Genomic DNA, 24507 nt, shown 5'->3' on the forward strand with positions numbered 1-24507 from the left:
GCATGGCCAATCTCGAAGCCGCCTCTTCGCCCGAGGCCCGCACGCTCGATCCCATCACCGTCGAGGTGATCGGCAGCGCGCTGACGACCATCGTCGAGGAAATGGGCAAGGCGATCATCCGCTCCGCCTATTCCACCAATATCAAGGAGCGGCAGGACTGCTCGACCGCGCTGTTCGACACCGAGGGGCGGATCATCGCCCAGGCCGAGCATATTCCGGTGCATCTCGGCTCGCTCCTCGGCATCGCCGAGCATGTCTTCAAGCATCACGACCTGTCGACCGTGCGGCCCGGTGATGTCTTCGTCGGCAACGACGCCTATACAGGCGGCGGCACCCATCTCAACGACATCGTCTTCTTGGAGCCGGTATTCCACGGCGGCGAATTGGCGGCCTGGGTCACCAATCTCGCCCATCACTCCGATTTCGTCGACCGAGGCCACGCCCATATCTTCCAGGAGGGCCTGCGCATCCCGCCCGTGCGGCTCTATCGCGAGGGCGTGCTGCAGGATGACGTCATGCAGCTCATCCTGCTCAATTGCCAGGTGCCGCGCGAACGCATCAACGATTTCCGCGCCCAGATGGCGGCCAACCGCCTCGGCGTATTGCGCTACCAGGCGCTCTGCGACAAATACGGCCGCGAAATCGTGGCACGCGCCGCCGAGCAGGTGCTCGATTACACCGAGCGCCGCACGCGGGCCGGCATTGCCACCATTCCCGACGGCGTTTACGAGTTCCGGCACGATTTCGACAGCAATCTCATCGGCGAGATCCTCGACCTCAAGGTGAAGATCGAGGTGAAGGGCGACGAGATCTTCATCGATTTTCCGGACGCGCCGCCGCAGGTCCGGGCCGGCATCAACATGGTCTATACGGCGCTTCTCGCCACCGTCTATTTCGCGGTGAAGGCGCTGGTCGATCCGGACGTTCCGGCCAATGCTGGCTTCCATCGGCCGATTCATGTCACGGCGCCGCTCGGCAGCGTGCTGAACTCGACGCCGCCGGCTGCCGTCTATAGCCGAACCGACATCGGCCAGCGGCTCGTCGATATGATCTTTGCCGCGCTGGCGCCGGTGATCCCGGCGCGCATCGCCGCGGCCTCGACCGGCGGGACGCTGCTGACCACCAGTGGCATTCACCCGCGTACCGGCCGCTTCTATGTGTATAACGAGATGCACGGCGGCGGCATGGGCGCGCGCGCCGACAAGGACGGCCTCGACGGCGTGCAGGTCAACACCACCAACACCGCCAATCTCCCGATCGAGGCGTTGGAGACCGAGCATCCGGTGATGGTCGAATGCTACGAGCTCGTGCAGGATTCGGGCGGCCCGGGCGAATTCCGCGGCGGCATGACGATGCGCAGGCGCGTGCGCGTGCTCGACCATGTCGCCACCATCTCCGCCGGCGGCACCAACAGCGTCGTGCCGCCTTTCGGCCTCTTCGGGGGGCTGCCCGGCACCGTCGCGCGGGTCGAGCTGTCGGAAGGCGTGCCGCCGCTCCACAAGCGCGCGGGTGTGCTGCAGCCCGGCCAATCCGTCGGCATGGTCGCGGCGGCTGGTGGCGGTTACGGCGACCCCAAGAAACGCGACCGCGCACGTGTTCTGCGCGACCTCAAAGAGGAGCGGATCTCGGTGAAGGCCGCAGTCGAAATCTACGGACTAGACCTCTAAGAGGATGGCGGCCCTGACCGGAACATCACGCCGCTTTCTCACCCGGCTCGGCGAGGGGCTCATCGCCATCTGGGGCGTGGTCACGATCGTCTTCGTGGTGTCGCGGCTCCTCGGCGATCCGGCGGTGCTCCTCCTCCCCATCGGGGCAAGCCAGGCGCAGCTGCAGGAACTGAGGGTGCAGCTCGGCCTCGATCAGCCGTTGGCCGTGCAATATCTCACCTTCCTGGCCGATTTGCTGCACGGCGATTTCGGCCAGTCCTTCCAGTTCTCGCGGCCGGCGCTCGAGGTAGTGCTGGAGCGTCTGCCGGCAACCGCTTTGCTCGCCGTTACCGCCCTCGTCATCGGGATTGCCGTCGGCGGTATCGCTGGTGCGCTGGCAGCCATCTACCGCGGATCGATTCTCGAAGCGGCCGTGATGTGCATCGCGCTTCTCGGCCAGGCGACACCCTCCTTCTGGCTCGCCATCATGCTGATCCTCGTCTTCGCGGTCGATCTCGGCTGGCTGCCGACCGGCGGCTACGGCACATGGCAGCATCTCGTCCTACCGGCTGTGACGCTCGCCTGCTTCACGACCGCCAGCATCGCGCGGCTTTTGCGATCCTCCATGCTCGATGTGCTGCGTGAGGACTATATCCGCACCGCCCAAGCCAAGGGGCTGATGCCGCGGTCGATCTATATCCGGCACGTGATCCGCAACTCGCTGATCCCGGTCGTCACCATGGTCGGCATCCTCGCGGGCGAGCTCCTCGGCGGCGCGGCCGTCACCGAGACCGTCTTCGGCTGGCCCGGCGTCGGCCGGGTCATCGTGCAGGCCATCGAGACGAAGGACTTCCCGGTCGTGCAGGCGGGTGTGGCGATCGTCGCGACGATCTTCGTGGCGGTCAATCTCCTGGTCGACGGCCTCTATGCCGTCCTCGATCCCCGGATTCGGCAATCGTGATGCTCGCTCTCAAGCAGCTGCGTAAGCAGCGCCACAACTGGCTTGGCATCGTCGGTGGCATCCTGCTCGCCGTGCTGGTGCTCATCGCATTGTTCGGACCGTGGCTCGGGCTGCCCGATCCGCTGCGTGGGGACCTCCGGGCACGGATGGCCGCGCCAACGCTCTCCTGGTCCGGGCTCGGCGCTCATCCGCTAGGCACCGACCAGCTCGGCCGCGACATCTTGAGCCGCATCGTAACCGGCAGCCGCATTACCCTGATGATTGCTGGCGCGGCGGTCCTTCTCGGAGGCATCGTCGGCGTCTTCCTCGGCCTGATTGCCGGTTATTTCGGTGGCTGGGTCGACCGGGTCCTGATGCGCGTCGTCGACATCCAGCTCGCCTTTCCCTTGATGCTGCTCGCACTTCTTGTGGTCGCGGCGCTCGGGCCAAGCCTCGGCAATCTCATCGCGGTACTCGCGCTGACGAGTTGGGTGCGCTACGCGCGCATCGTCCGCGGGCAGGTGCTCGCGGTGCGCGAGCGGGAATTCGTCTTGTCGGCGCGCACGATCGGCGCAACCACGGGGCGTATCCTCTTCCACCATATTCTGCCGAATGTGCTGACGCCGGCGCTCGTTGTGGCTACGCTCGAACTCGCGCGCACCATCGTGCTCGAAGCTGGATTGAGCTTCCTCGGGCTCGGCATCCAACCGCCCTCGCCGAGCTGGGGGCGCATGCTCGCGGACGGGCGTACCTATATCGCGAGCGCGTGGTGGATCATCACCTTCCCTGGTATCGCGCTGATGCTGACGGTGCTCAGCGTCAATCTGCTTGGAGACTGGCTGCGCGACTTTTTTGACCCGCGGCAGCGTTGATCTCTCCCCTTGAGGGGGAAGATTGGACGTGCTGTCGTCAACGCGTCTGTATCTCAGTCCCTGACCGGCTCGCCAAGGGTATGCATCAGCCGGTTCGCCCAGCCGAAAATCGCGACCGACAGGACGAGATCCACAATTTCCAGCTCCGAAAGACCAGCGGAACGCAGGGCGGCGATGTCAGCTTTGCTCGCCTCAGACGGTGCGCGCGAGAGCTTCACGGCGAAATCGAAAATGGCTTGGTGCCGTTCTTCGAGCTTCGCGTCGACGCCGTCGTCGAAGATGGTCTCGATTACCTCGGTCGTCTTCGTCAGCTGGTTGAAACGCGCGCTGTGGACGGCGGCGCAATAAACGCAGCGATTGACAATAGAGGCCCCGACGGCTCCGAGCTCGCGCTCGGCGGAGGCGAGCCCGTCGCGACCATACATAATGGCATTGAACAGCGGCGAGCGCACTTTGAGGGACTCGGGGTCGTGCGCCAGCGTCAGCACATAGGCCGAGACCTTCTTGTTCGACGGCGTGATCTTCATCGCGTCGAGCTGCTCGGGCGTCGCCTCTTCGAGGCTGACGGGCGTGATATAGGGCGACCAGCGCGGGATGTCGGTGGTGAAGTCGTGGACGGGCGTGGGCATGGCGGATCTCTAAGAATGGAAAGCTGCCGTCAGGATGCTGCGAGCAGCCTCAGGCCGGCCATCACACGTATCTGGTAATTGACGAAGGCGGTGAGCTCGGCGAGGCGCACGATATCTGCTTCCCCGACGCCGGCGGCCTTGAGCGCCTCGATATCTCTGCGCGTCGCCTCTCGTGGCGCCTTCGACAGGATATCGGCATGGCGCAGGATGGCCCGGAGCTGCCGGTCGGCGAATTCCTCGAAGCCGACCGTCGGTGAAGCGGCGTCGGCGAAGACGTCCCGTTCTCCGCTTCGGTCGAGCAGCACGTGATAATGCGCCGCAAGCGCCTCGTCCCCATTCCATGCGGCCATACGCGCGGCGAGCACTGCCCGAAGCCCGTGGCTCAGACCGCCCGGCGCGCGGGGCGTCAGCATGGCGTCGTGGCTCGCCTGGCTCAACTCCATGATCTCGGCACGCTTCGCGAGGGCATCCGCGATCGGCGATCCGGCGGCAACGCCTGCCAGCCGCTCGATGACATGCGCCTGCTCCGGCGTGGAACTGATCATGATGCGTCCTTGCTCACTAACTTCCTCGTGCAGGCGCAGGAGGGCCGAGGATGCCTCGCTGCACTGCTTTTATGCTTGCGCAGCATAAAGATGAAGATATCATCCGTAAAATGAATTCTGACGCTTTCGACATCAAGCAGCTCGAGGCCTTCGCCGCGGTCATCTCATCCGGCAGCATCACCGGGGCGGCGCGGCTGCTCGGCCGTTCGCAGCCGGCGGTTACGCGGCTCATCCAGGACCTCGAGGCGAATGTCGGCTTCCCGCTGTTGCACCGGAACGGGCCGCGCATTTCGCCGACGCCGCAAGGGCTCGCCTTCCATGAGGAGGTCGAGCGGCTCCTGGTCGGTTTCAGGCATATGCGCGAGCGCGCAGCCGCCATCGGCGCGGCGGAGCTGCGCGCCATCGAGATCGCCGCCACGCCCGCACTCGCCACCGGCATCACGGCACAGGCCTTGGCGCGACTCGATCCGACGCTCGTGCCGCGCGTGATGCATGTGCAATCGGTGGCAGCCGAACAGGTGATCCAGCTCGTTCAGGCGCATTCCGCCGACATCGGCATCGCCACCTTGCCGATCGAGCATCCCGGCGTCGACGTGCTCTGGATCGGCGAAGCGCCCTGTGTCGCCGCCGTGCCGGCCGACGACGCGCTCGCGCAGCGGCCCGTCCTCCGCATGGCCGATCTCGCCGGCCGGCGCCTGATCACCATGGCCAACCCCTATCGGCTGAGGCGGCGCGTCGACGAGGCGCTGGCGCGCGCCGGTGTTTCACCGGCGAGTCTGATCGACACCAATTCCGCGCTGACGGCTCTGGGTGCCGCGCGTGCCGGGCTCGGCGTCGCGCTCGTCGAGCCGGCGAGCGCCTATGGCCTTCCGCTGGAAGGCGTGGCGGTGCGGCCGCTCGATGTCGCGATCCCCTTCCTCTTCGGCGCCATCGTACCCGCCGCCCGGCCGCTGACGCCCAGCCTGGAAGCCTTGAGCCTCGCCCTTCAGGAGACCGCCGCCGCGCTTCTCCCCGGCTTCAGGCTGCACGATGCCGCCGGACGCGAGGCGCTGGCGGCCGCCATCTACGGCGCCGAGACCGATGCGGCCGCAGCGGTTTCGGAGAGCACACCATGACCGCCGCGTCGGGCGAGATCATGGGCCTTCCTGCCCTGGAGCGCCGCCTGCGGCAGGATCTTGCATGGCTGGAATTCCCCGCGAAGGAATGGGTGCCGCCGCTTGAGAAAAACGGCAAGCGCGTGCGCGACGTCGTCATCATCGGTGCCGGCATGGCGGGGCTCGCCGCCTCCGCCGAGCTCAAGCGCAAGGGCATTCTCAATCACGTTCTCTACGACCGGGCTCCTGAAGGCCGGGAAGGGCCTTGGGTGTCCTTCGCGCGCATGCGCACGCTCCGCTCGCCGAAACAGCTGACGGGGCCGGCGCTCGGCCTGCCGGCGCTTACCTTCCGCGCCTTCTACGAGGCGCAGTTCGGCCGCGCCGCCTGGGATGCCCTCGGCCGCATCCCGCGCGTGCTGTGGATGGACTATCTCATCTGGTATCGGCGCATGCTCGACGTGCCCGTCCAGAACGAGACGACGCTCGCGGGGGTCCACGCGGCCGACGATCTCCTCGAACTGACATTGGAGTGTGGCGGGCGGACCGAGACCGTCTTCACCCGTCACCTGGTACTCGCCACCGGCCGCGACGGCCTCGGCGGCAGCTATGTGCCGCCCTTCGCCAATCAGATCGAACGCCGCTTCTGGGCGCATTCGGTCGACGACATCGACTTTGCCGCGCTCGCCGGCAAGCGCGTGGCCGTGATCGGCGCCGGTGCCTCCGCCATGGACAATGCGGCCACCGCGCTCGAAAGCGGCGCCGCGCGGCTCGATCTCTTCATCCGCCGCACCGACATCCCGCGCATCAACAAATTCACCGGCATCGGCAGCCAGGGCGTCGTGCATGGCTTTGCCGGCCTGCCGGACGAATGGAAATGGCGCTTCCTCGATTACGCCTTGCGCGCACAGACGCCACCGCCACGCGACAGCACGCTACGCGTCTCCCAGCACGCCCATGCGCATTTCCATCTCGGCAGCCCGGTCACCGCCCTGGCGCAGAGCGGCGATGGTGTCGCCATCACCACGCCGAAGGGCCGCTATACGGTCGATTTCATCATCTTCGCCACGGGCTTTGCGGTCGATCTCGGCCGCCGGCCGGAGCTTGCCGAATTCGCTCCACACGTCCGCCTCTGGCATGACCGTTTCACGCCGCCGCCGGGACTCGACAACAGCGAGCTCGCTTATTCGCCGGATCTCGGCGAGAGCTTCGCGTTTCAAGAGCGCGTGCCTGGCGCCTGCCCGGCGCTTGCGCGCATCCACTGCTTCAATTACCCGGCGACGCTGAGCCACGGCAAGCTTACAGGCGACATCCCGGCGATCAGCGAGGGGGCCGAGCGGCTCGTGCGCGGCATCACCCGCAGCCTTTTCGTGGAAGACCGCGAGGCGCATTTCCGCGCGCTCGAAGCCTATGACACACCCGAGCTTCTGGGCGACGAATGGACCGACGCCGATCGTAAGCAGGATGCCAATGCCCCCGCATGAGAGCCTGAAAACCATCGACTTGAACGGCGCCACCTTCCGCTACGCGCTCGCCGGCGAGGACCACGCGGAGACGATCGTCGTGCTGCATGGCGGGCGCGGCATTGGCGACCACCGCGGCGAGTTCAGCGCCTATGCGCCGCTCGCCGATCGCTACCGCATCCTCGCCTATGACCAGCGCGGCTGTGGGCTCTCGTCGCTCACGCCGCCCTATACCTTCGAGCAGTTCGCCGACGACGTCGAAGCCTTCCGCCAGACGCTCTGCGGCGGTCGGCGCATCATCCTGATCGGCGGCTCCTTCGGCGGCATGATCGCGCTGACCTATGCGGCGAAATACGGCGCGGCGGCGCTGTCGCGGCTCATCCTGCGCGGCACCGCCCCGAGCCATCACCACGAGGCCGAGGCGATTGCCAATTTCAAAGCCCGCATCGGGAAGGCGACGAGCGCCTCGCTCGGCATGGTCGACAAGATGTTCTCGGACAAGGTGATCGACGACACCGAGCTCAGGCTGATCTGGCTCGCGCTGCAGCCGCTCTACTATGAAAACTTCGATCCCGATGCCGCGCTGGAGCGCACGCGCACCATGCATCTGCACGCCGAGACGCATAACGCGCTCTTCGCGCACAAGGACTACGACCTGCGGGACAGACTTCCCGGAATTGACGTGCCGACGCTCGTCGTCGTCGGCAGCGAGGACTGGATCTGCCCGCCGAGCCAGTCGCGCCTCATCGCCGAACGCATTCCGGGTGCCGAGCTCCTGGAGATCGCCGGCGCCAACCACGCCGTCCATATCGAGGCGAATGCGCGAGTCGTCGCCGGGGTGCGCGATTTCCTCGCGCACACCGCATGACCGGATAGCCAAAACCATCAAACCAGAGGGCTTTGCAATGTCGCGTTGGCTTTCTCTTCTCGGCGCCGCCGTGGTCTCGGCGGCCTCCCTCATCACACCGGCGGCTGCGCAGGCAGCCGACCAGGTGACGATCGCGCTTAATGTCAATGTGAACACGCTCGATCCGCATATGACGGCCTCCGTCGGGTCGGATCTGAGCGTTCTGTGCCACATCTATCCGGCGCTCGTGATGCGTGGTCCGGACATGAAGCTCAATCCGGGCATCGCGACCGAATGGTCGCGGGTGGACGACCACCACTGGCGCTTCAAGCTGACCGACAAGGCGGTCTTCGCCAACGGCGAGAAGATCGATGCGGAAACGGTCAAATGGAACCTTGACCGCGTACGCGACCCGAAAGTGAACGCCCGCATCAAGGCCTGGTTCGATCTCGTGAAGAGCGTCACCGTGGTCAGCCCGACGGAGCTCACCGTCGAGACCTCGGCGCCCTACCCCGCTCTCGCCGACCAGCTCTCCATGTTCCTGCTGTTGCCGCCGAAATGGGCGGCGACGCACAACCCGGCGACCGAGACGCTCTCCGGCGGACGCTACACGATGGTGGAGAACGTCCCCGGCGATCACATCACGCTCAAGGCTAATCCCAAGTGGTATGGTGAGAAGCCCGCCTTCGATACTGTCGTCTTCCGCATCATCCCTGAAAGCGCCGGCCGTTCGGCGGCGCTCGCAGCCGGCGAGGTCGATCTCGTCACCGGCATCCCGGTCAGCGAAGTCAACCGACTCGCCCAGAATCCCGCGCTGAAGGTCGGCACCGTGCCGAGCACGCGGTCGGTCTTCATCAAGTTCAATACCCTGAAGCCGCCCTTCGACAACAAGCTCGTCCGGCAAGCGCTGAATTATGCCGTCGAGAAAGAGGCGATCGCGCAGGCGATCTTCGGCGGGAAGGCGCAGGTCTCGACCTGCCAGGTGCTGTCGCCGTCCTATTTCGGCTACAACCCGGACCTGAAGCCCTATCCCTTCGATCCCGACAAAGCACAGGCCCTGCTGAAGCAGTCCGGCGCCGATCTCGGCAAGCCCATCGATCTCGACGTGCCGACCGCCACCTATCTGCAGGGCGACGAGGTGGCGCAGGCCGTCGCCGACCAGCTCTCGGCCGTCGGCCTCACGGTCAAGATCCACGAGATGGATTTCGGCACTTATATGAACAAATATCTGAAGACGAAGGAGCTCGCGCCCGCTTCCTTGCTTGCGCAAGCCTGGCCGACGATCGATGCCGACGGTCTGCTCACCTTGTTCGCACCCGGCAACACTTACGCCTATTGGGAGAATGCAGCCTTCGGCGAGCTTCTCCAGAAGGGCCGCTCGACGACGGATCCCGCGGCGCGCCAAGAGTTCTACAAGCAGGCGACGGCGCTCATGTGCGAGGAAGCGCCCGTCATCTTCCTCTACGTGCAGCCGACGACCTACGGCAGCGCGAAGCGCGTGACATGGGCGGCGCGAGGCGACGACTGGGTGCGCGCGTTCGACATCACGCCGGCCCCGTAATTGTTAGCAGCCGGCCCATCCCTCCCGCGCCAGGCGATGGACCTCGACGGCGCTCAGACCGTCGAGGTCGAGCAGCGGCAGCAGGTCGTTCTCGGCGCGGAAACCGCGCGCCGAGATGGCGGAAAAGAGTTCGATACCCGCCTGATGCAGCGGCATCGGCACGCCGGCGATAGCACCGAGCCGTTCCAGCGGTAGCAGCCCGAACGGCACGTCCTCGGTGATGAAGCGCGTGTCGAGGCTCTTCGGGCCGAGAAGCTCGGGCCGTTTGCGATAGACCGCCTGCGCCATGTCGCTGACCGGACCGGGCTCGACGCCGAAGGACAGCGCGTAATGGTCCTGCACCGTGCGCACGGTGAGGCCGAAAGCGGCGGCGAGCGCGAGGCGCTCGCGGTCCATCGCCTCAACGATCCGCCCGACCGCCGGCGTGATGCTGCCGTAGTTCGGCCAATCCTCGCCCTTTTCGGCCCGCGTCAGATTGCCGAGCATGTTCGCCATATGGGCCGGCGGATTGAGATTGCTCAGCATGATCGCGAGGACGTCGTCGCGCAGCGCGAAGCGGTCGCCGAAGAGCGCGCGGCAGGCCGCGAGCCCTTCGGTCTCCAGCCGTTTGGGCACGGCCGCGATATCGACCTGGCTGCGAACACCCGAAATGTGGACGCCGGTCGGTCCGGACTTGCGCGCCGTCACCGCCGTCGTCGACCAGGCGACGATCGGCAGTTCGAGGCCGCGCTCCGCCAAAAGCTTAGCGAGATAGAGCGCTGCGAAGGAGCAGTGGGCACTGACGATGACGGTCTGGCCGGCGGCGAGCTGCGGGGCGATGGCCTCCATCACCCTGCGAAAGCCGTTGGCCGTGACGGCAATGATCACCACCTCGGCGCCGTCGATCGCCTCGGCTGAGGAGGCGGCGACCGGCACCGAGAGCTCGCCGGGCAGAATGCCGGTCGCGGTCAGCGGCTTGCCCCCGGCGAAATCGGCCTCCGCCGCCCCGGTGGGTGACCAGAAGACCGGCGCGTGCCCCTCACGTGCGAGGAGGACGGCATAGCCGCGGCCGATGCCGCCGGCCCCGATAATGGCGATGCGCATGGACACTCCGCTCAGCCCGCTGTGACGGGCTCGTTGAAACTCGCCGTCACGTGGCGGCGCAGCAGCGTCTTGAGGCTAGCCAGATCGCCGGCGCGCAGGAGAGCGATGATCGTGAAATGGTCCTGCGCCGCCTGGGCCATCAGTGTAGCGGTGTTGCGCTCGCGGGTGATGGCAACCGGGATGCGGCTGCGCAGATCGAAGATCATTTGCACCAGCTCGCGATTCTCACAGTATTTCAGCATCTCCGCGTGGAACGCGCGGTTGGTTTCCTCTTGTTCCACCACCGTGCCAGCTTTGACCGCCTTCTCGAAAGCAGTGGCGAGCTCTTCGAGCCGCGCAAATCCCGCCTCGTCGATGCGATCCATCACCTCCTCGGCAGCGGCGACCTCGAGTATCGCGCGGATCTTCAGGATGTGGCGCAGTCGCGTCGCATCGACTTCCAGGACGCGATAACCGCGACGGGCGACGAGCTCGACCATGCCGCGCTCGGCGAGGCGCTCCAGTGCCTGGCGAATGTCGAGGCGGGTCGAGCCGTATTTCTCTTCGAGGTCGATCTGCTTGAGCCACGCGCCGCCACTCAACCGGCCCGAGACGATGTCACGCTCGATCCGCGCCGCGAGATCTCGCGTCCGGTACTGCGTGACGGGCGTTTCGTTGTCGGTGAGCTCGTTCATGCCGTATAGCTGGTTGCCGTTTTGCCGGATTCGAAGCTCGGGATGGCCGTACGGATGACATTCCCGATCACATCACGATAGCAGCGTTCAGTGTTGGCGCCAAGCACGATACCGAGATTGGCGCCAAAGCAATCTAAAAACGGTCGGCGGAGGCAGCGGACTGGCGCCTTGACTAAGGTTGGATCTGGCCGAGGAAGGCCTGCGTGCGATCGTTGGCAGGTCGCGAGAAAAAGATGTCGGGTGAGGCGCTCTCGACGATTTCGCCGCCGTCCATGAGGACGACGCGATCGGCCACGCGGCGCGCAAAACCCATCTCATGAGTGACGACGATCATCGTCATGCCGTCCTCGGCGAGGCCGCCCCTCGACACCAAGACCTGCAAGAAATGTCTTGTCTGCAACCCGGTAGTCCAGATCGACGCCACCCCAGTTTTCCACGTCGATCTGAGTAGAACGGAGATCGCTCTCAATCTTCGTAGTGGCTTGCCTCGGTCGGGCGCTGTAGACCAGATGCTCCGGCGACAATGAAAGCCCAAGATCTCTCGCATGCTCAAGTTCGATCTTGACGCGGTCGGGCGCCTTGGCGTCATTCATTCGTCGTCTAAACTCGATTGTCTTTTCGTCCATCAAATTGCCTCCTGAGAGATTCGAACAACACCGTTTTGGCAGCATCGGTGCAGCCGAACGCACGAGAAATGCGGCAACAGGTGCTCGTGGTCTCTGAAGTTCGTCACAGGCCGGCGGCGTGCGGGATGAGACCGAAGCCCTCGTTGGCGCATTCTTCAGGAAACTTGAACGGTACGAGCGCTCTCTTCCGGATTTCGCTTAACTCGTTCAATCTTCCGAGAGCAATCTATGCGCAGCTTTCGATTGGGTGTCATCGTATGAACATACGATACCAGTGGTACTGTGGCTTTGCTTGGCGGTGCGCCGACGATGCGGATTGGTCGGTTCGATTCATGGAATGAGTTAAGCTGTGATGGGCCATGGCAATTTCGGTTGAGGCGTCTTCCGGTCTGGTTTCCGGAATCCAGGAAGCGGCGCTTGAGCCGTCGCGATGGCCCGGCGGGAAGCTTGAAGCACGAGCGAAGCAAAAGGCTAGTGAGGCACTGTCCGCGCCAGGCATGGCTCTGCATCGCCCGCGATTAATGAAAGACCGGTTTGGCGAGCATCTCGGCGCCGAGAAGCAGCAGCCCAATCAGGAACCAGCGGCGAAAAGTCGAAGCGTCGACACCCTCGTGCTTGTGGTGCCACGCAGCCATCCGCTCGCTTCGGAAAGACAGGTGTCCTTTGCGCAGATCCTCGACGAACAATTCGTGGGGCTGGCGAAAGGCGCGCTCCAGGATCACATCAACGGCCATGCCGCACAGGCCGGGAGGAAGCTGAGCTTCCGCGCGCGTGTCCGCACCTTCGAGGGGATCTGCACGATGGTTGCGCAAGGTGCTGGCATCGGAATCGTCCCAGAGCGGGCCGCCCGCCGATGCCGCAGAACCATGCCCCTCGCGTCCGTCCGTCTGCAGGACGCTTGGGCAACCCGACGGCTGTCGATCTGCTATCGACCCGACGAGGCATTGCCGGCGTTGACCAGAGACCTGCTCTCGCATCTGAGAGAAGGCTACCGCCAAGACCGGGCGGCCTAGGCAGCGAGCGCCGGATCAGGGATCACCGGAGCCACACATGATGCGGACGGATCAGCCGATGCCGATGCAGTAAGCGCGTGGCGCTCGGAAACGGGCGATGACGGTACCGCGAGCCCCGGTGGGGAAGAGCTTTGCGTGTAGAGAGATGCCGTTTCGCCCCCTCCCCCACAGATCGATCCTCTGTAACTACCGCTCGCCTTCACGCTTTGACACGATCCGCTGGGCACCGGGTCGCCACCACATCGTCACCTCGTCACCGGGTGAAAAGGCTGACACTGATGCAGGAAGTCGCGCGCGGCCCTCTATATCGGCGTTGCCGAGCCCGAGGATAAGCGTCCGGTAGGAGCCCGCATAGTCCACGTCACGTACTTTGGCACATACCGCATTGGCGTCGGCCGGCACGTCGGCGCGGGTCGGGTTCAGCGAGACGGCCTCCGGCCGCACCACAAGCGCCGTCCTGCTCGCGCCCTGGGCACTTACGGCGGTCGTGTCACCGTCGATTGTCCAGCGCTCCTCTTCCCAGGTTGTGAAGCCGCTGGCGGGCGTATCATCGAGATGGAAGACATTGGACTCGCCGAGGAAGCGCGCGGCGAACAGCGTCTCCGGCTTTGCATAGAGATCTTCCGGCGTGCCGACCTGCTCGATCCGGCCTTCGTTGAACAAGGCGATGCGGTCCGAGAGGCTCATCGCCTCTTCCTGATCGTGGGTCACAAAGATGAAGGTCGCGCCGACTTCGCGATGAATGCGCCGGAGCTCCACCTGCAGGTTCGCGCGGAGCCTTCGGTCGAGCGCGCTCAGCGGTTCGTCGAGCAGAAGGGCGCGCGGCTCGAAGACGATCGCCCGCGCCAGGGCCACCCGCTGCTGCTGCCCACCCGACAATTGCGCGGGGTAAGCATCATCGCGACCGCGCAGTTGCACCAGTTCGAGCACGTCCTGCACGCGCCTGGCGATCTCGTCCTTAGGCATCCGGCGTTCGCGCAACGGATATGCAATGTTGCGCGCCACTGTCATATGCGGGAACAGCGCATAGTTCTGAAACAACATGCCGAGATGGCGCTTATGCGGCGGCAGGCGGCCGACCTCCTGGGAGTCGATGAAGATCGCACCGTCCGTCAGTGTCTCGAAGCCCGCAATCAGATTGAGGGTCGTGGTCTTGCCGGAACCCGACGGGCCGAGCAGCGTGATGAATTCACCAGGCTCAATGGTCAGGGAAATAGTATCCACGGCGGGCGCCGCGAGGCCGTAATCCTTGGTAACGCCCTCCAGTCTGATCTGCGTGCCCCGTTTTACAGTCGTGTGCTTCATGGTTTCTAGCTGCGCCTCCGGGTAAAACCAACCACCATCCCGACCAGCAGGACGATGCTGACCGTCGTGACGATCAGGCTCGACGACGCGGCGACGGTCGGATCGATCTCCACCGTCACGCTGTTGTACATCTGCACCGGCAAGGTTTGGAAATCGGGCGCTCGAATGAAGAGCGCGATGACGACCTCGTCAAAGGAGGTGACGAAAGCGAGAACCGCGCCGGTCGCCACGCCGCGGCTGATGAGCGGCAAGGTCACCGTCGTGAAAGCGCGAAGCGGCGATGCCCCCAGCGAGGCAGCGGCGCGCAACAAGCGCGGATCGAACGTGCCGAGCGCGCTCGTCACGGATACGATGACGAAGGGTGTCGCGATGGCCGCATGGGCCAGCACATAGCCGGTCAAGGTGCCGACCAGGCCCCACATCAAGAAGGAGATATAGATCGATGTGGCAATGACGATCGAGGGGGTCACGATCGGCACCATAAGGATCGCACGGAGATAGCCGACGACCTTGCCGCGCAGCCGGTTGAGGCCGAGCGCCGCCGCGGTACCCACCACGGTCGCGAGCGCCGAAGCGAGCGTGGCGACCAGGATGGAATGGCCGAGCGAGCCGATCCAGCGCGGATCGGTGAAGAAGTTCTCATAGAGCCGAAAGGTGAAGCCTCGCGGCGGAAAGACGAAGGTGGTCGCCTCGCCCCAGCTCATCGGAATGACGAACAGCGTCGGCAGAACGAGATAGAGCGCGACGGCCAAGCCGGCCACCCGCAGCCATAGCGCAATCGGCTCTCCTGCGCGGATGCGGCGCCGGCGGCGCAGCCTCTGAAGCTGCGATGCGTCGAGCGGCCTCATGCGTGCTTGGCCTCCGCCCGCCCCACGGCAACGGCGCCCACCGCGTTGATGCCGCCGCCGACACGATTAGCCCAGGCGACTAGGAGCAGCGTGACGACGAGCACGAGCGTGCCGAGCGCGCCGGCGCCCGCGAAGTCCAAGAGCTCTGTCGTGCGGGTGCCGAGCAGCTGCGCGATGAGCGATTGCTGCGGTGAGCCGAGCAAGGCGGGCGTGACGTAGAAGCCGAGGCTGAGCGTGAAGACGAGAATCATGCCGGAGACGGCGCCGGCGCGCGACAGCGGCCAATAGATCTTCCAGAACGCGACGATCGGCGGCGAGCCGAGGCCGCGGGCCGCCAGCAAAAGGCGGCGGTCGATGCCACCGAGCGCGCTGAACAAGGGCAACACCATAAAGGGCAGCATCACCTGGCTCATCGCCAGCGTAACGCCGGCGACCGTGCCATAGAGCACGACATGGCCGAGGCCGATCAGAGACAGAAGCTGCTCGATCGGGCCGCCCTTATAGATCAACACCAGCCAGCCGAAATTGCGTGCGAGCGCCGACGTCCAGAAGGGGATGAGGACGATGGTCATCAGCACGCTGCGCGCTACCGGTCCGACGCGCGTCATCAGATAGGCGTAAGGGTAGCCGAGGGCGAACGCGACGACGGTGACGATCGCGGCGGACACGGCGGTGCGCCCGAGGATCTTCATGGTCACCCCATCCGTAAACAGGGTGGCGTAATTGGCTGTCGTCCATGTCGGCTCGCTGATGCTCCGCCAGAAGCTCTGAAATAGCGGAACGAACAGAACGCCCATCAGCAGCGCCAGCGCTGGCAGGAGCAGCAGCCAGCCCGTATCGAGGCTCACCGGCGATCGCGAAGTCCTCACGTCTTCACCTGATCTCTTCAACCGGCCCTCATTCGATCAGCCAAGCGGTGAAGCGCGCCACCGTCTGGTTGAAGTTCTGGCTCCACCAGCCTGGATCGACCTGAAAAGTCTTGCCGGTATTGGCGGGCCCGAAGGCGTTCACTTTGTTGCCGTTCTTCGAATAGGTGGGCACGGATTTCAGGTTCGAGGGCCCGACTCCACCAAGCGTCGCCATGCGCGCCTGCTGCTCGGGCTGCATCACGAAGCTCAGAAACGTCTCGATTTCGGCCAGGTGAGGCGACCCCTTCGGAACGGCCAGGCCATCGATGCTCGTCACCGTCATATCCCACACGGGAACCATGTTGGCGCCGGCATCGAGCGCCGCCTGGGAGCGGGCCTGAACCAGCAACTGCATATCGACCTGCTTGGACGTGATGAGCTGCAGCAAAGCGCCGGGATTGGCGGCCCAAATGGTGTCCGCCTTGATGGTCGACCACTTCTTGAGAGCGCGCTCGACGTCTAGCGGATAGATGTCCTCGGGCTTTACGCCGTCGGCGAGAAGTGCCTGCTCGAGCAGGCCGTCCTGCACGTTCTTCACGACGCCGCGCTTGCCGGGGAATTTTTTGGTGTCGAAGAAATCGGCGAGCGTCTTCGGGGCGTTCGCCGGGTCCGGCCATTTGTCGGCACTATAGCTGAAGACGAGTGAGTAGCGAAAATCCGCGACGTAGCAGTCGCCGATAGCGTTCGGCGGAAATCGAGAGTTGTCGAGTCCCGGAATTTTCAGCTTCTCGTAGAGTGTTCCGCAATTCTGCGTGGCGAGGAAGGGAGCCGTGGTCACGATGTTCCACTGAATGGTCTTGGCCAGCACCTGCGCTTTGACTTGTGCGGGATCGGGCGGTGATGTGTTGGTAAAGGAGATATGCGGCTTGGCGGCCGTGTAAGGCTCCTGCCAGGCCTTGATCTGCGCGCCCTGACCGGTCCCACCGTAGGACACATAGGTCAGGCGGAGCGGCGACTGCCCGTACGCGCCGCTCGTGGTCAGAAGGGCGAGGATCACCGTCGCTGCCGCGAAGCGGCGCGGCGACACTGACTTCCGTGGCATCGGCATTCCGTCCTCCCGTTTGTTACGAGCCGCCGCGCTCGCGCTTTCAGCGTGGCTGCCCGGCGGCGCTCATCTTCTCTAGAACTGCCTCACCGTGGCGGGAGGTTAGCCCCTCTCCTCGCCTTCCGACGGACGTCGCGCACTTGTTTCGGAAGCCGAAATTGGAATGGGTGTTCACCGCTGCGCGCCCATCACATTCAAGATCGCGCCGGTCACGAAGGAGGCTTTCTCCGAAAGCAGCCAGACGATCGCCTCGGCCACTTCCTCGGGTTGGCCGGCCCGGCCGAGCACGGTCTTCTCCGCGAAATCCGCAACGCGATCTCCCTGCCCCGACTTGGCGTGAATAGGCGTATCGATGAGACCCGGCCGGACAGCGTTGATGCGGATGCCGTCTCGCGCGACCTCGGCCGCAAGCCCCAAGGTCATCGTATCGACGGCGCCCTTTGAGCCCGCGTAATGGATGAACCGCCCCGGCGAGCCCGTCAGGGCGCCGATTGACGAGACATTGACGATGCTGCCGCCCTTGCCACCGTGCTTTGCCGACATGCGTTTCACCGCCTCGCGGCAGCATATGAGCAGTCCCGCTGTATTCACCGCGAGAAGATCCATGGTTTCCTTAAACGTGTAATCTTCTATGCTCCGCAAGCTTGGCGTATTGATGCCGGCGTTGTTGACGAGGCCCGTCGGCGGACCGAACATTTGATCTGCTGTCTCAAAGAGCTGTACGATATCGTCTTCGACGCCCATGTCGGCAGCGACGGCGATGCCCTTGCCGCCTACTGCGTCAATATCGGCCACAACCGCCCTCGCCTCCGCCGCCGAATGCCGATAATTGACGACGACACGTGCTCCATTGCGCCCGAGCATCCGCGCCGTCGCCGCGCCTATCCCGGTGCTGGCTCCTGTGACGATCACAACCTCCGACATACGTTCACCTCTCCCTGCGGCTGTGGCGGGCTGGCTGAAGGTCGTGCCCGTCCGAAGCCGACCTCGACCAGGCGTGCCAGCGGAGGCGCGATCCTATTTCACTCGACAAAGCAGTCGTCGTCAGGACGTTTCGGTCGCCGTGCTATCCAATCCGAGCAATCGGCAAGGATTGATCGCAATCATCGTGCGCACCTCATCAGGCGTGAAGCCGACGCCGAGCGCGGGTTCGATCGCGGCGCGGCCGGCGGCGACCCGGTCCGTGGCGCCGGGCGGAAGAGTGCCGAAGCCGAGGATGCTCTGCCCGAGCCCCGCTTGCGCGACGCCTTCCTTCAGCATGCCGGCGTCGAAGGCGCCGGTCCCGTCGTCGCAAGGTCCGAACGCGATATAGGCGCCCATCGCGGCCAGGGCACGCAGCTCGTCGGGAAGCGCCTCGACATAGCGGTGGGGGTGGCTGACGAGCAGACGCCGGACGCCGCGGCGGCGCGCTTCCTCGAAGAGCGGCAAGACCTCGCTGATATCCAGATGCCCAGCCGCGAGCACCGCGTCGTATTTCGCGACCTGATCGAGTATTTCCTTCACTTCGTCCTTCACGACCCACCGCGGTGTGAGCACGTTCAGCGCCTCCGATAGCGCGGCGGCGGCGCGTCTCAGATCGCGATGGTTTTGACGGACATGGTTGGTCGCGGAGAGGGTCGGCATCCACACCACGCGGCCGCCGAGCATCAGCGCATGTTCGGCCGCATAGGGGTTGAGCCCGCCGACGGGCGTGTTGAGCACCACGCCCGATATGAGCTTGAGCCGCGATTCCCTGAACCAGCTGGCCGCCAGAAAGGCGGCAACCGGCGTCACCGAGTACCAATGATCCTTGTAGACGATGGCCCGCAGGCCGGCCGTCTCGGCCGCGCGCGCCGCCTCCACATGGTCGAAGGCGCGACGGACCGGCGATGGCCCGCTCTGGCAATCGAGATCGACCGCGCCGCGCAGCAGGCCATCCACCACGGCGCCGCGTTCAATGTCCGGTCTCGTCAGCATCGGCCGTGCCTCATGGTGCTTCGCCGTCGAGGCCGATCAGGCGCGAGGCATTGTCGGACGTCATCTTGCGGATCTCGCTCTCCCCATAGCCGAGCTCCAGGCACATGCGGATCACGGCGCGGAAGCCTTCCACGGGATGCGGATTGGTCGGCTGGCCGAGATCGGAACACAGGATCGTGCGGTCGATCCCGCCGGCTTCGATGCATTGCCGCAAATCCTCGGCGGTAAAGGTTTTCGACGAGCACTCGATATAAAGGCAGGCGCAATGTTCGAGGTAAACGCCCATGGCGGCGAGATCGCGAAGATCGTCGAGCCCGCCCTCGATCCAGAACGTCGGATGGCTGACCAGCATGCGTCGGACGCCACGCCGCTTGGCTTCTTCGAACAGCGGATACATTTCGCTGATGTGCAGATGGCCGCCACAGAGCACGGCGTCGTGCTCGGCGATCAGGTCGAGGATCGGCGCAATCTCCTCGCGCAGGCGGCCGCGGGAGTCGACGGCCGAGATGGCGTGCGGCGGGATCATGTCGAGCCGGCCGGCGAGATTGTAGCGGAAGGCCGAGCGCAGATGGTTCTCCGCACAGAGCGTCGGCATCCAGACGAGGCGCGCGCCCATCTTGAGGCCGAGCTCCACCGCATCCGGATTGAGGCCGCCGAGTGCGTTGTTGAGAGGCACCCCGGACAGCAGCCTGAGATTCGAGCGGGGATTACGATGGCGGCTGATGAGCTCCATCACCGGGGTATTCGAATAGAAATGGTCCTTGAAGAGTACGGCCTTCATACCGGCGGCTTCTGCATGCTCGATCTGTTCCAAGTGGTCGAGCTTGCGCGTCATGATCGACGGGCCGGTGTGGCAATGCAGATCGACCGAGCCGTGCAGCAGGCGGTCGACCAGCGCGTCGTCGATGCGTCCGGCCTCGAGATGTTCGCCCATGGCTCTCTCCCTGCATGCGCGACGGCAGCGCCACGCCTCTCCGCCTGGCCAGCAGCCGAGCACTTGCCGAAGACTGCCGGGCCGATGTCCCGGCCTCGCGCAACCATCTTTTGTTCCGCCTCAACGCGCCGCCAGCAAATTTCACGTGTGTTTCATATTCCGAAACCGCCGCACTCAGGGTGGCGCGAGACAGTCGCTCATGGCCTTCGTTGACCGAATTTCGGTCCACGAAAACCTGCGATATCGCGCGAAGCCATATCTGCCAACCGCGCTAGCCTGCGCTCCGTTTGCCGCGAGCGCCAAGGTCATGAAACCGCAAAAGATCTTCTATGACGATGTTCCACCCAAGCCGGCGCTGACGCGCCCGGACGATGTCGCCCGTCTGCTGGTGGGCGCAGTCGACCTCCACTGCCACAGCGGCCCGGCGGCCATGCCGCGCATCCTCGACCATTTCGACGCGCTGATGGATTGCGCCGAAGCCAAGTTCCGAGCCCTGGTCTACAAGGATCACTTCTACCCGGGCATGGCGCATGCCGCGATGCTCGAACGGCTCGTGCCGGACACCGGCGTCGAGTTGTTCTCCGGCATCGCGCTCAACAATGCGTCCGGCGGCATCAATCCGCATGCGGTGGATCACGCGCTGCGTCTCGGCGCCAAGATCGTCTGGATGCCGACGCTCGCGGCCAAGAACCACGTCGATCAGACGAGCGGCGCCGCGAAGGATTTTCCGAAGACGGCCGAGAAGATGCTCGATGCGATCCCCCTCACCTGCCTCGACGCCAATGGCCGGCTGGCGGATGAGACGAAGCTGGTGTTGGACCTCATCGCCGAGGCCGACGTCATTTTGGCGGGCGGGCATCTCCATGTCAGCGAACAGCACCTCCTCTTCGCAGAGGCCAAGGCCCGTGGCGTCAAGAAGATGCTCGTCAATCACCCGACCTATGTGATCGGCTGTTCCGACCAGGACATGCGCGACCTCGCCGCCCTCGGCGTGTTCATGGAGCACGAGATCGGGATGTTCGTTCCGGGGCGAGCGCAGAAGGGAGATGCGCGCGACCTGCGCCGCCTGATCGATCTCGTCGGCATCGGTCGCGTGGTGCTGTGTTCGGATCTCGGCCTGCGCGGCTCACCGCGTCCGGTGGATGGCTATCGCGCCATCGTCCAGGCTTTCCTCGACATCGACATGCCGGAGGCCGATATCACGCGCCTCATCAGCACGAATGCCGCGGCTCTGCTGACCCTGGCCGCCTGACGTCGCCACCGGCCGGGCGAGCCGCATTCAGCGGCACGCTCAGGGTCTCTACCTGTTCGCCGCGATCATTTTTGCGAAGTCGTCGACGAGAGCGGCTTCGCCTTTGATGAGCGTGACAAACTGCTCCGGCTTGCTCGACAGCGGCGTCGCGCCCGATTTCGCCAGAAGCGCGATGAAGGCGGGGGTCTTGAGGCTGTCGTTGATGGCGTCGTTCAAAGTCTTGACGAGCTCGGCCGGCATGCCAGGCGGCCCGAAGATGCCCCACCAGATCTGCGCCTTCTCCATGCCCTTGATCCCGAGCTCCGCCATGGTCGGCGCCTTCGGCGCGCCGGGCGGGTAATTGTCGTCGGTATAGGCGAGCAGCCTCAGTTCGCCGCCTTCGATCTGCCCGAGCGTGCTGGCCACCGTCACGAACATCGCCTGCAGGCGCCCAGCGAGGAGATCCGTCTGAGCGTCGGCCGAGCTCTTGTAGTTGACCCCCTTGATGCGCAGCCCCGTCAGATTGTTGAACAGCTCCATGTGCTGCTGCTGCGTCGTCCCGATACCCGCATAGCCGTAGAAGGTCTTGGTCGGATGGGCTTTGGCATAGGCGATGAACTCGGACACGCTCTTGACCGGCAGCGAGGCCGGAACCACGAGCGCCGTCGGCGAGCTCGCCATGGTGCCGATGGGGGTCAGGTTCTTCAGCGGATCGAGCTCGACCTTCATCACCGGTTTGAACCCGACGACGCTGTTCGGCATCTCGACCAGGGTATAGCCGTCGGGGGCGGCGCGTGACACCGCATTGACGCCTGTGAACCCGCCCGCGCCGGGCCGGTTCTCGACCACGAAGGGCTGGCCGAAGCGCTTGGACAGATTGTCGGCGAGCGCCCGGGTGAAGGTGTCATTGCTGGCGCCTGGACCATAGGGCACCACGATGGTGACGGGGCGGGCCGGCCAGGTCTCCGCTGCCGTGGCTGTGCTGACAAATGCAACGGCCGCGGCGAAAGCGGCACCGAGCATGGCGCGGCGTGTGAATTCGGTCGACATTTGTCCCTCCGTAGTATTCACGTCCGGCTCCGCGGACCTTGTCGCAGCATATCGCGAAGGTCCCGCGTCAACATCCCGCCCCCACGCGCTGTTTCGTGTTCCGAAATAAGGGGGTGTCAGCCCGGAGGGGCGCCAATTTCGCCGGCCGAAAACGGCCGCTGCGGTCTGCCGCAAGTGCAAAAGACTCATCGCTCGCCGAAAGGTGATCCGTTAGCCTCCCGATGAGCGGCGGTATCCCGGAACGACCGATGGGGAGGAGGATGGAGCTCAATCGAAGGGATCTTGCGTGCGGGCTGATCTTCGCAGCAGTCGGCCTTGCCTTCGTCGCCTATGCATGGACGACCTTGCCGATCGGCGAAGCCGTCGCCATGGGACCGGGCTATTTCCCGATCGTGCTCGGCGTCGTGCTCACGGCGCTCGGTGCAGTCGTCGCCCTCAGCGGACGGGCGGGCCCCGCCGTCACGTTCCCGCCGGTCGCCTGGCGTGGCGTCGGACTCATCGTGGGGGCAGTGCTCTTCTTCGGCCTCACCGTTCGCGGGCTCGGCATGGCGCCGTCGCTCCTCATCGCCACCTTCATGGCGGCGCGCGCCGCGCCGCAGGTGCGGCTCCGTTCGGCCCTCATCGTCAGTGTTGTGCTCACGTTCTTCAACATCGCGGTATTCGTGTTCGCGTTGCGGCTGCCCTACGCGATCATCGGTCCGTGGCTCGGCGGCTGAGGTTCGGCATGGAACTCATCGGCCATCTCGCTCTCGGCTTCGGCACGGCGCTCTCGCCGGACAATCTGTTCTACTGCTTCGCGGGCGCTCTTCTCGGCACCTTCATCGGTGTTCTGCCTGGCATTGGGCCGACGGCGACGGTCGCCATGCTGCTGCCGCTGACCTATTATCTCTCGCCGACATCCTCCCTGATCATGCTGGCTGGCATCTATTACGGCTCGCAATACGGCGGCTCGACGACGGCCATCCTGCTGAATTTGCCCGGCGAGGTCTCGTCCTCGGTCACTGCCATCGACGGCTATCAGATGGCGCGCCAGGGAAAGGCCGGCACGGCGCTCGCTGTCGCCGCAATCGGCTCCTTCGTCGCCGGCACCTTCGCCACCTTCGTCATCGCGCTGGTTGCCTTACCGCTTACGGGCCTTGCGCTGCAGTTTGGCGCAGCCGAAAATTTTTCGCTCGTCCTGCTGGGCCTCGTCACCTCCACGGCCCTGGCGCACGGCTCGGTGGCCAAGGCCATGGCGATGATCGTCACCGGCATGCTCTTCGGCATGGTCGGCACGGATGTCGACTCAGGCGCCTTCCGCTTCACCTTCGGCATCATGGATCTGACCGACGGCCTCAATATCGTCGCCGTGGCGCTCGGCATCTTCGGGCTCGCCGAGACCATGCGTAATGTCGAAGCGACGCCGATCTCCGGATTGGGCACGGCGCCGATCACCCGCCTCATGCCACGCTGGGCCGAGATCAAGGACGCGTGGGGGGCGATCGGGCGTGGTTCGGTGATCGGGACGGTGCTCGGAACTTTGCCGGGCGGCGGCTCGATCCTCTCGTCGTTCTTCTCCTACACCCTGGAAAAGCGGATCTCGAAACATCCCGAGCGCTTCGGCAAAGGCGCGATCCAGGGTGTCGCCGGCCCTGAATCGGCCAATAACGCCGGAGCCCAGACCTCCTTCATTCCCATGCTGACGCTCGGCATCCCCTCCCATCCGCTGATGGCGCTGATGATCGGCGCCTTGATGATCCAGGGCATCGCCCCCGGGCCCAATGTCGTGCGCGATCAGCCCGACCTTTTCTGGGGCGTCATCGCCTCCATGTGGATCGGCAATGCCATGCTGATCGTCCTGAACCTGCCGCTGGTCGGGCTCTGGGTGTCGATGCTGAAGATTCCCTACCGCATCCTTCTGCCGGCCATCGTCATCTTCTCGGCCATCGGCGTCTTCACCGTCTCCAACAACGGCTTCGACGTGGCGATCCTCGCGCTTTTCGGCGTCATCGGTTACGCCCTTCACCGGCTCGAATGCGAGCCCGCGCCGTTCCTCATGGGCTTCGTGCTGGGCGGCCCGCTGGAGGAGCATTTCCGCCGGGCGATGGTGTTCTCGGCCGGCGATCCGAGCGTGTTCCTCCGCCAGCCCATCAGCGCCGGCCTGTTGGCCGCGGCCGCGCTCGTCCTCGTGATGGTGTCTTTTCCGGCGATCACCCGTCGACGCCAGGAAATTTTCTCCGAGGAGGGTTGAGCGGGCGGCT

At 64.9% G+C, this 24507-nt stretch carries 24 protein-coding genes and 1 pseudogene; 11 read left to right on the forward strand and 14 right to left on the reverse strand.

Features of this window, described 5'->3' with window-relative positions:
- The first annotated feature begins 2 nt into the window (after window positions 1-2).
- From ACFQU1_RS25830 to ACFQU1_RS25840, 3 genes are read left to right on the forward strand one after another with little or no spacing between them, the layout of a single operon-like run.
- Window positions 3-1667, forward strand: coding sequence for a hydantoinase B/oxoprolinase family protein (locus ACFQU1_RS25830; RefSeq protein ID WP_378138208.1), 1665 nt, complete (start codon window positions 3-5; stop codon window positions 1665-1667).
- Between the two features lie 4 nt (window positions 1668-1671).
- The gene (locus ACFQU1_RS25835) at window positions 1672-2607 is read left to right on the forward strand and encodes an ABC transporter permease (protein ID WP_378138210.1); all 936 of its coding nucleotides are present in this window, start codon (window positions 1672-1674) and stop codon (window positions 2605-2607) included.
- Window positions 2607-3458 carry an ABC transporter permease gene (locus ACFQU1_RS25840; protein ID WP_378138390.1) on the forward strand — a complete coding sequence of 284 codons (852 nt, stop codon included), beginning with the start codon at window positions 2607-2609 and terminating at the stop codon, window positions 3456-3458. Before ACFQU1_RS25835 ends, ACFQU1_RS25840 begins: the two co-directional genes overlap by 1 nt.
- A 53-nt stretch (window positions 3459-3511) precedes the next feature.
- Here ACFQU1_RS25840 and ACFQU1_RS25845 read toward each other — a convergent pair whose 3' ends face one another.
- Together ACFQU1_RS25845 and ACFQU1_RS25850 are read right to left on the reverse strand one after the other, a co-directional pair.
- Entirely contained in the window at window positions 3512-4087 is a 576-nt protein-coding gene (locus tag ACFQU1_RS25845) for a peroxidase-related enzyme (RefSeq protein ID WP_378138212.1), read from the reverse strand.
- Window positions 4088-4116: 29 nt separating this feature from the next.
- Complete coding sequence (locus ACFQU1_RS25850) at window positions 4117-4632, reverse strand: CMD domain protein (RefSeq protein WP_378138214.1); 516 nt, start codon at window positions 4630-4632, stop codon at window positions 4117-4119.
- A gap of 101 nt (window positions 4633-4733) precedes the next feature.
- Here ACFQU1_RS25850 and ACFQU1_RS25855 point away from each other — a divergent pair, with 101 nt between their 5' ends.
- From ACFQU1_RS25855 to ACFQU1_RS25870, 4 genes are read left to right on the forward strand one after another with little or no spacing between them, the layout of a single operon-like run.
- A complete protein-coding gene (locus ACFQU1_RS25855) occupies window positions 4734-5747 on the forward strand; it encodes a LysR family transcriptional regulator (RefSeq protein WP_378138392.1) in 1014 nt (337 codons plus the stop codon).
- A complete protein-coding gene (locus ACFQU1_RS25860) occupies window positions 5744-7207 on the forward strand; it encodes an NAD(P)-binding domain-containing protein (protein ID WP_378138216.1) in 1464 nt (487 codons plus the stop codon). The genes ACFQU1_RS25855 and ACFQU1_RS25860 overlap by 4 nt, the downstream gene beginning before the upstream one ends.
- Entirely contained in the window at window positions 7194-8054 is an 861-nt protein-coding gene (locus tag ACFQU1_RS25865; protein ID WP_378138218.1) for an alpha/beta fold hydrolase, read from the forward strand. The genes ACFQU1_RS25860 and ACFQU1_RS25865 overlap by 14 nt, the downstream gene beginning before the upstream one ends.
- A gap of 37 nt (window positions 8055-8091) precedes the next feature.
- Entirely contained in the window at window positions 8092-9594 is a 1503-nt protein-coding gene (locus ACFQU1_RS25870; RefSeq protein WP_378138220.1) for an ABC transporter substrate-binding protein, read from the forward strand.
- Between the two features lie 3 nt (window positions 9595-9597).
- Here the strand turns inward: ACFQU1_RS25870 and ACFQU1_RS25875 are convergent, their stop codons facing one another.
- From ACFQU1_RS25875 to ACFQU1_RS25890, 4 genes and pseudogenes are all read right to left on the reverse strand, one after another.
- The gene (locus ACFQU1_RS25875; protein ID WP_378138222.1) at window positions 9598-10677 is read right to left on the reverse strand and encodes an NAD/NADP octopine/nopaline dehydrogenase family protein; all 1080 of its coding nucleotides are present in this window, start codon (window positions 10675-10677) and stop codon (window positions 9598-9600) included.
- Window positions 10678-10688: 11 nt separating this feature from the next.
- On the reverse strand, window positions 10689-11351 hold the full coding sequence (locus ACFQU1_RS25880; protein WP_378138224.1) for a GntR family transcriptional regulator: 663 nt from the start codon (window positions 11349-11351) through the stop codon (window positions 10689-10691).
- Window positions 11352-11523: 172 nt separating this feature from the next.
- A pseudogene (glnQ, locus tag ACFQU1_RS25885) lies at window positions 11524-11709 on the reverse strand (glutamine ABC transporter ATP-binding protein GlnQ); the annotation flags it as partial.
- Window positions 11666-11977 (reverse strand): hypothetical protein, encoded by a 312-nt coding sequence (locus ACFQU1_RS25890; RefSeq protein WP_378138396.1) that lies wholly within the window; start codon window positions 11975-11977, stop codon window positions 11666-11668. The gene ACFQU1_RS25890 and the pseudogene glnQ, both read right to left, overlap by 44 nt.
- Window positions 11978-12336: 359 nt before the next feature.
- Between ACFQU1_RS25890 and ACFQU1_RS25895 the strand changes: the two genes are divergently transcribed.
- Window positions 12337-12990, forward strand: a complete 654-nt coding sequence (locus ACFQU1_RS25895; protein WP_378138226.1) for a LysR substrate-binding domain-containing protein — start codon at window positions 12337-12339, stop codon at window positions 12988-12990.
- 186 nt (window positions 12991-13176) lie between these two features.
- Here the strand turns inward: ACFQU1_RS25895 and ACFQU1_RS25900 are convergent, their stop codons facing one another.
- The 7 genes from ACFQU1_RS25900 to ACFQU1_RS25930 form a co-directional block, all read right to left on the reverse strand.
- Window positions 13177-14295: an ABC transporter ATP-binding protein gene (locus tag ACFQU1_RS25900; protein ID WP_378138228.1), complete on the reverse strand. Its 1119-nt coding sequence runs from the start codon at window positions 14293-14295 to the stop codon at window positions 13177-13179.
- A gap of 5 nt (window positions 14296-14300) precedes the next feature.
- The gene (locus ACFQU1_RS25905) at window positions 14301-15143 is read right to left on the reverse strand and encodes an ABC transporter permease (RefSeq protein ID WP_378138230.1); all 843 of its coding nucleotides are present in this window, start codon (window positions 15141-15143) and stop codon (window positions 14301-14303) included.
- Window positions 15140-16012, reverse strand: a complete 873-nt coding sequence (locus ACFQU1_RS25910) for an ABC transporter permease (protein WP_378138232.1) — start codon at window positions 16010-16012, stop codon at window positions 15140-15142. The genes ACFQU1_RS25905 and ACFQU1_RS25910 overlap by 4 nt, the downstream gene beginning before the upstream one ends.
- A gap of 28 nt (window positions 16013-16040) precedes the next feature.
- Window positions 16041-17093: an extracellular solute-binding protein gene (locus tag ACFQU1_RS25915; protein ID WP_378138234.1), complete on the reverse strand. Its 1053-nt coding sequence runs from the start codon at window positions 17091-17093 to the stop codon at window positions 16041-16043.
- Window positions 17094-17267: 174 nt separating this feature from the next.
- The gene (locus ACFQU1_RS25920; protein WP_378138236.1) at window positions 17268-18020 is read right to left on the reverse strand and encodes an SDR family oxidoreductase; all 753 of its coding nucleotides are present in this window, start codon (window positions 18018-18020) and stop codon (window positions 17268-17270) included.
- 120 nt (window positions 18021-18140) lie between these two features.
- On the reverse strand, window positions 18141-19052 hold the full coding sequence (locus tag ACFQU1_RS25925; protein ID WP_378138238.1) for a DUF6282 family protein: 912 nt from the start codon (window positions 19050-19052) through the stop codon (window positions 18141-18143).
- A 10-nt stretch (window positions 19053-19062) separates the two neighbouring features.
- Window positions 19063-19986, reverse strand: a complete 924-nt coding sequence (locus ACFQU1_RS25930) for a DUF6282 family protein (RefSeq protein WP_378138240.1) — start codon at window positions 19984-19986, stop codon at window positions 19063-19065.
- 307 nt (window positions 19987-20293) lie between these two features.
- On the opposite strand from ACFQU1_RS25930, the gene ACFQU1_RS25935 reads away from it, so the two are divergent.
- Window positions 20294-21238 (forward strand): DUF6282 family protein, encoded by a 945-nt coding sequence (locus ACFQU1_RS25935; protein ID WP_378138241.1) that lies wholly within the window; start codon window positions 20294-20296, stop codon window positions 21236-21238.
- A gap of 48 nt (window positions 21239-21286) precedes the next feature.
- Here ACFQU1_RS25935 and ACFQU1_RS25940 read toward each other — a convergent pair whose 3' ends face one another.
- Window positions 21287-22267, reverse strand: coding sequence for a Bug family tripartite tricarboxylate transporter substrate binding protein (locus ACFQU1_RS25940; RefSeq protein ID WP_378138243.1), 981 nt, complete (start codon window positions 22265-22267; stop codon window positions 21287-21289).
- A gap of 260 nt (window positions 22268-22527) precedes the next feature.
- On the opposite strand from ACFQU1_RS25940, the gene ACFQU1_RS25945 reads away from it, so the two are divergent.
- Together ACFQU1_RS25945 and ACFQU1_RS25950 are read left to right on the forward strand one after the other, a co-directional pair.
- Window positions 22528-22983, forward strand: coding sequence for a tripartite tricarboxylate transporter TctB family protein (locus ACFQU1_RS25945; RefSeq protein ID WP_378138245.1), 456 nt, complete (start codon window positions 22528-22530; stop codon window positions 22981-22983).
- 8 nt (window positions 22984-22991) lie between these two features.
- On the forward strand, window positions 22992-24497 hold the full coding sequence (locus tag ACFQU1_RS25950) for a tripartite tricarboxylate transporter permease (protein WP_378138247.1): 1506 nt from the start codon (window positions 22992-22994) through the stop codon (window positions 24495-24497).
- The last annotated feature ends 10 nt before the right edge of the window (window positions 24498-24507 follow it).

Origin of the sequence: Chelatococcus sp. GCM10030263, from assembly GCF_042666455.1 — a bacterium.
Taxonomy (GTDB): domain Bacteria; phylum Pseudomonadota; class Alphaproteobacteria; order Rhizobiales; family Beijerinckiaceae; genus Chelatococcus.

Coding starts and splice junctions, on each gene's coding strand:
- ACFQU1_RS25830 (WP_378138208.1), top strand. CDS start 3: ATGGCCAATCTCGAAGCCGCCTCTTCGCCCGAGGCCCGCACGCTCGAT.
- ACFQU1_RS25835 (WP_378138210.1), top strand. CDS start 1,672: ATGGCGGCCCTGACCGGAACATCACGCCGCTTTCTCACCCGGCTCGGC.
- ACFQU1_RS25840 (WP_378138390.1), top strand. CDS start 2,607: ATGCTCGCTCTCAAGCAGCTGCGTAAGCAGCGCCACAACTGGCTTGGC.
- ACFQU1_RS25845 (WP_378138212.1), bottom strand. CDS start 4,087: ATGCCCACGCCCGTCCACGACTTCACCACCGACATCCCGCGCTGGTCG.
- ACFQU1_RS25850 (WP_378138214.1), bottom strand. CDS start 4,632: ATGATCAGTTCCACGCCGGAGCAGGCGCATGTCATCGAGCGGCTGGCA.
- ACFQU1_RS25860 (WP_378138216.1), top strand. CDS start 5,744: ATGACCGCCGCGTCGGGCGAGATCATGGGCCTTCCTGCCCTGGAGCGC.
- ACFQU1_RS25865 (WP_378138218.1), top strand. CDS start 7,194: ATGCCCCCGCATGAGAGCCTGAAAACCATCGACTTGAACGGCGCCACC.
- ACFQU1_RS25870 (WP_378138220.1), top strand. CDS start 8,092: ATGTCGCGTTGGCTTTCTCTTCTCGGCGCCGCCGTGGTCTCGGCGGCC.
- ACFQU1_RS25875 (WP_378138222.1), bottom strand. CDS start 10,677: ATGCGCATCGCCATTATCGGGGCCGGCGGCATCGGCCGCGGCTATGCC.
- ACFQU1_RS25880 (WP_378138224.1), bottom strand. CDS start 11,351: ATGAACGAGCTCACCGACAACGAAACGCCCGTCACGCAGTACCGGACG.
- ACFQU1_RS25890 (WP_378138396.1), bottom strand. CDS start 11,977: ATGGACGAAAAGACAATCGAGTTTAGACGACGAATGAATGACGCCAAG.
- ACFQU1_RS25895 (WP_378138226.1), top strand. CDS start 12,337: ATGGCAATTTCGGTTGAGGCGTCTTCCGGTCTGGTTTCCGGAATCCAG.
- ACFQU1_RS25900 (WP_378138228.1), bottom strand. CDS start 14,295: ATGAAGCACACGACTGTAAAACGGGGCACGCAGATCAGACTGGAGGGC.
- ACFQU1_RS25905 (WP_378138230.1), bottom strand. CDS start 15,143: ATGAGGCCGCTCGACGCATCGCAGCTTCAGAGGCTGCGCCGCCGGCGC.
- ACFQU1_RS25915 (WP_378138234.1), bottom strand. CDS start 17,093: ATGCCACGGAAGTCAGTGTCGCCGCGCCGCTTCGCGGCAGCGACGGTG.
- ACFQU1_RS25920 (WP_378138236.1), bottom strand. CDS start 18,020: ATGTCGGAGGTTGTGATCGTCACAGGAGCCAGCACCGGGATAGGCGCG.
- ACFQU1_RS25925 (WP_378138238.1), bottom strand. CDS start 19,052: ATGCTGACGAGACCGGACATTGAACGCGGCGCCGTGGTGGATGGCCTG.
- ACFQU1_RS25930 (WP_378138240.1), bottom strand. CDS start 19,986: ATGGGCGAACATCTCGAGGCCGGACGCATCGACGACGCGCTGGTCGAC.
- ACFQU1_RS25935 (WP_378138241.1), top strand. CDS start 20,294: ATGAAACCGCAAAAGATCTTCTATGACGATGTTCCACCCAAGCCGGCG.
- ACFQU1_RS25940 (WP_378138243.1), bottom strand. CDS start 22,267: ATGTCGACCGAATTCACACGCCGCGCCATGCTCGGTGCCGCTTTCGCC.
- ACFQU1_RS25945 (WP_378138245.1), top strand. CDS start 22,528: ATGGAGCTCAATCGAAGGGATCTTGCGTGCGGGCTGATCTTCGCAGCA.
- ACFQU1_RS25950 (WP_378138247.1), top strand. CDS start 22,992: ATGGAACTCATCGGCCATCTCGCTCTCGGCTTCGGCACGGCGCTCTCG.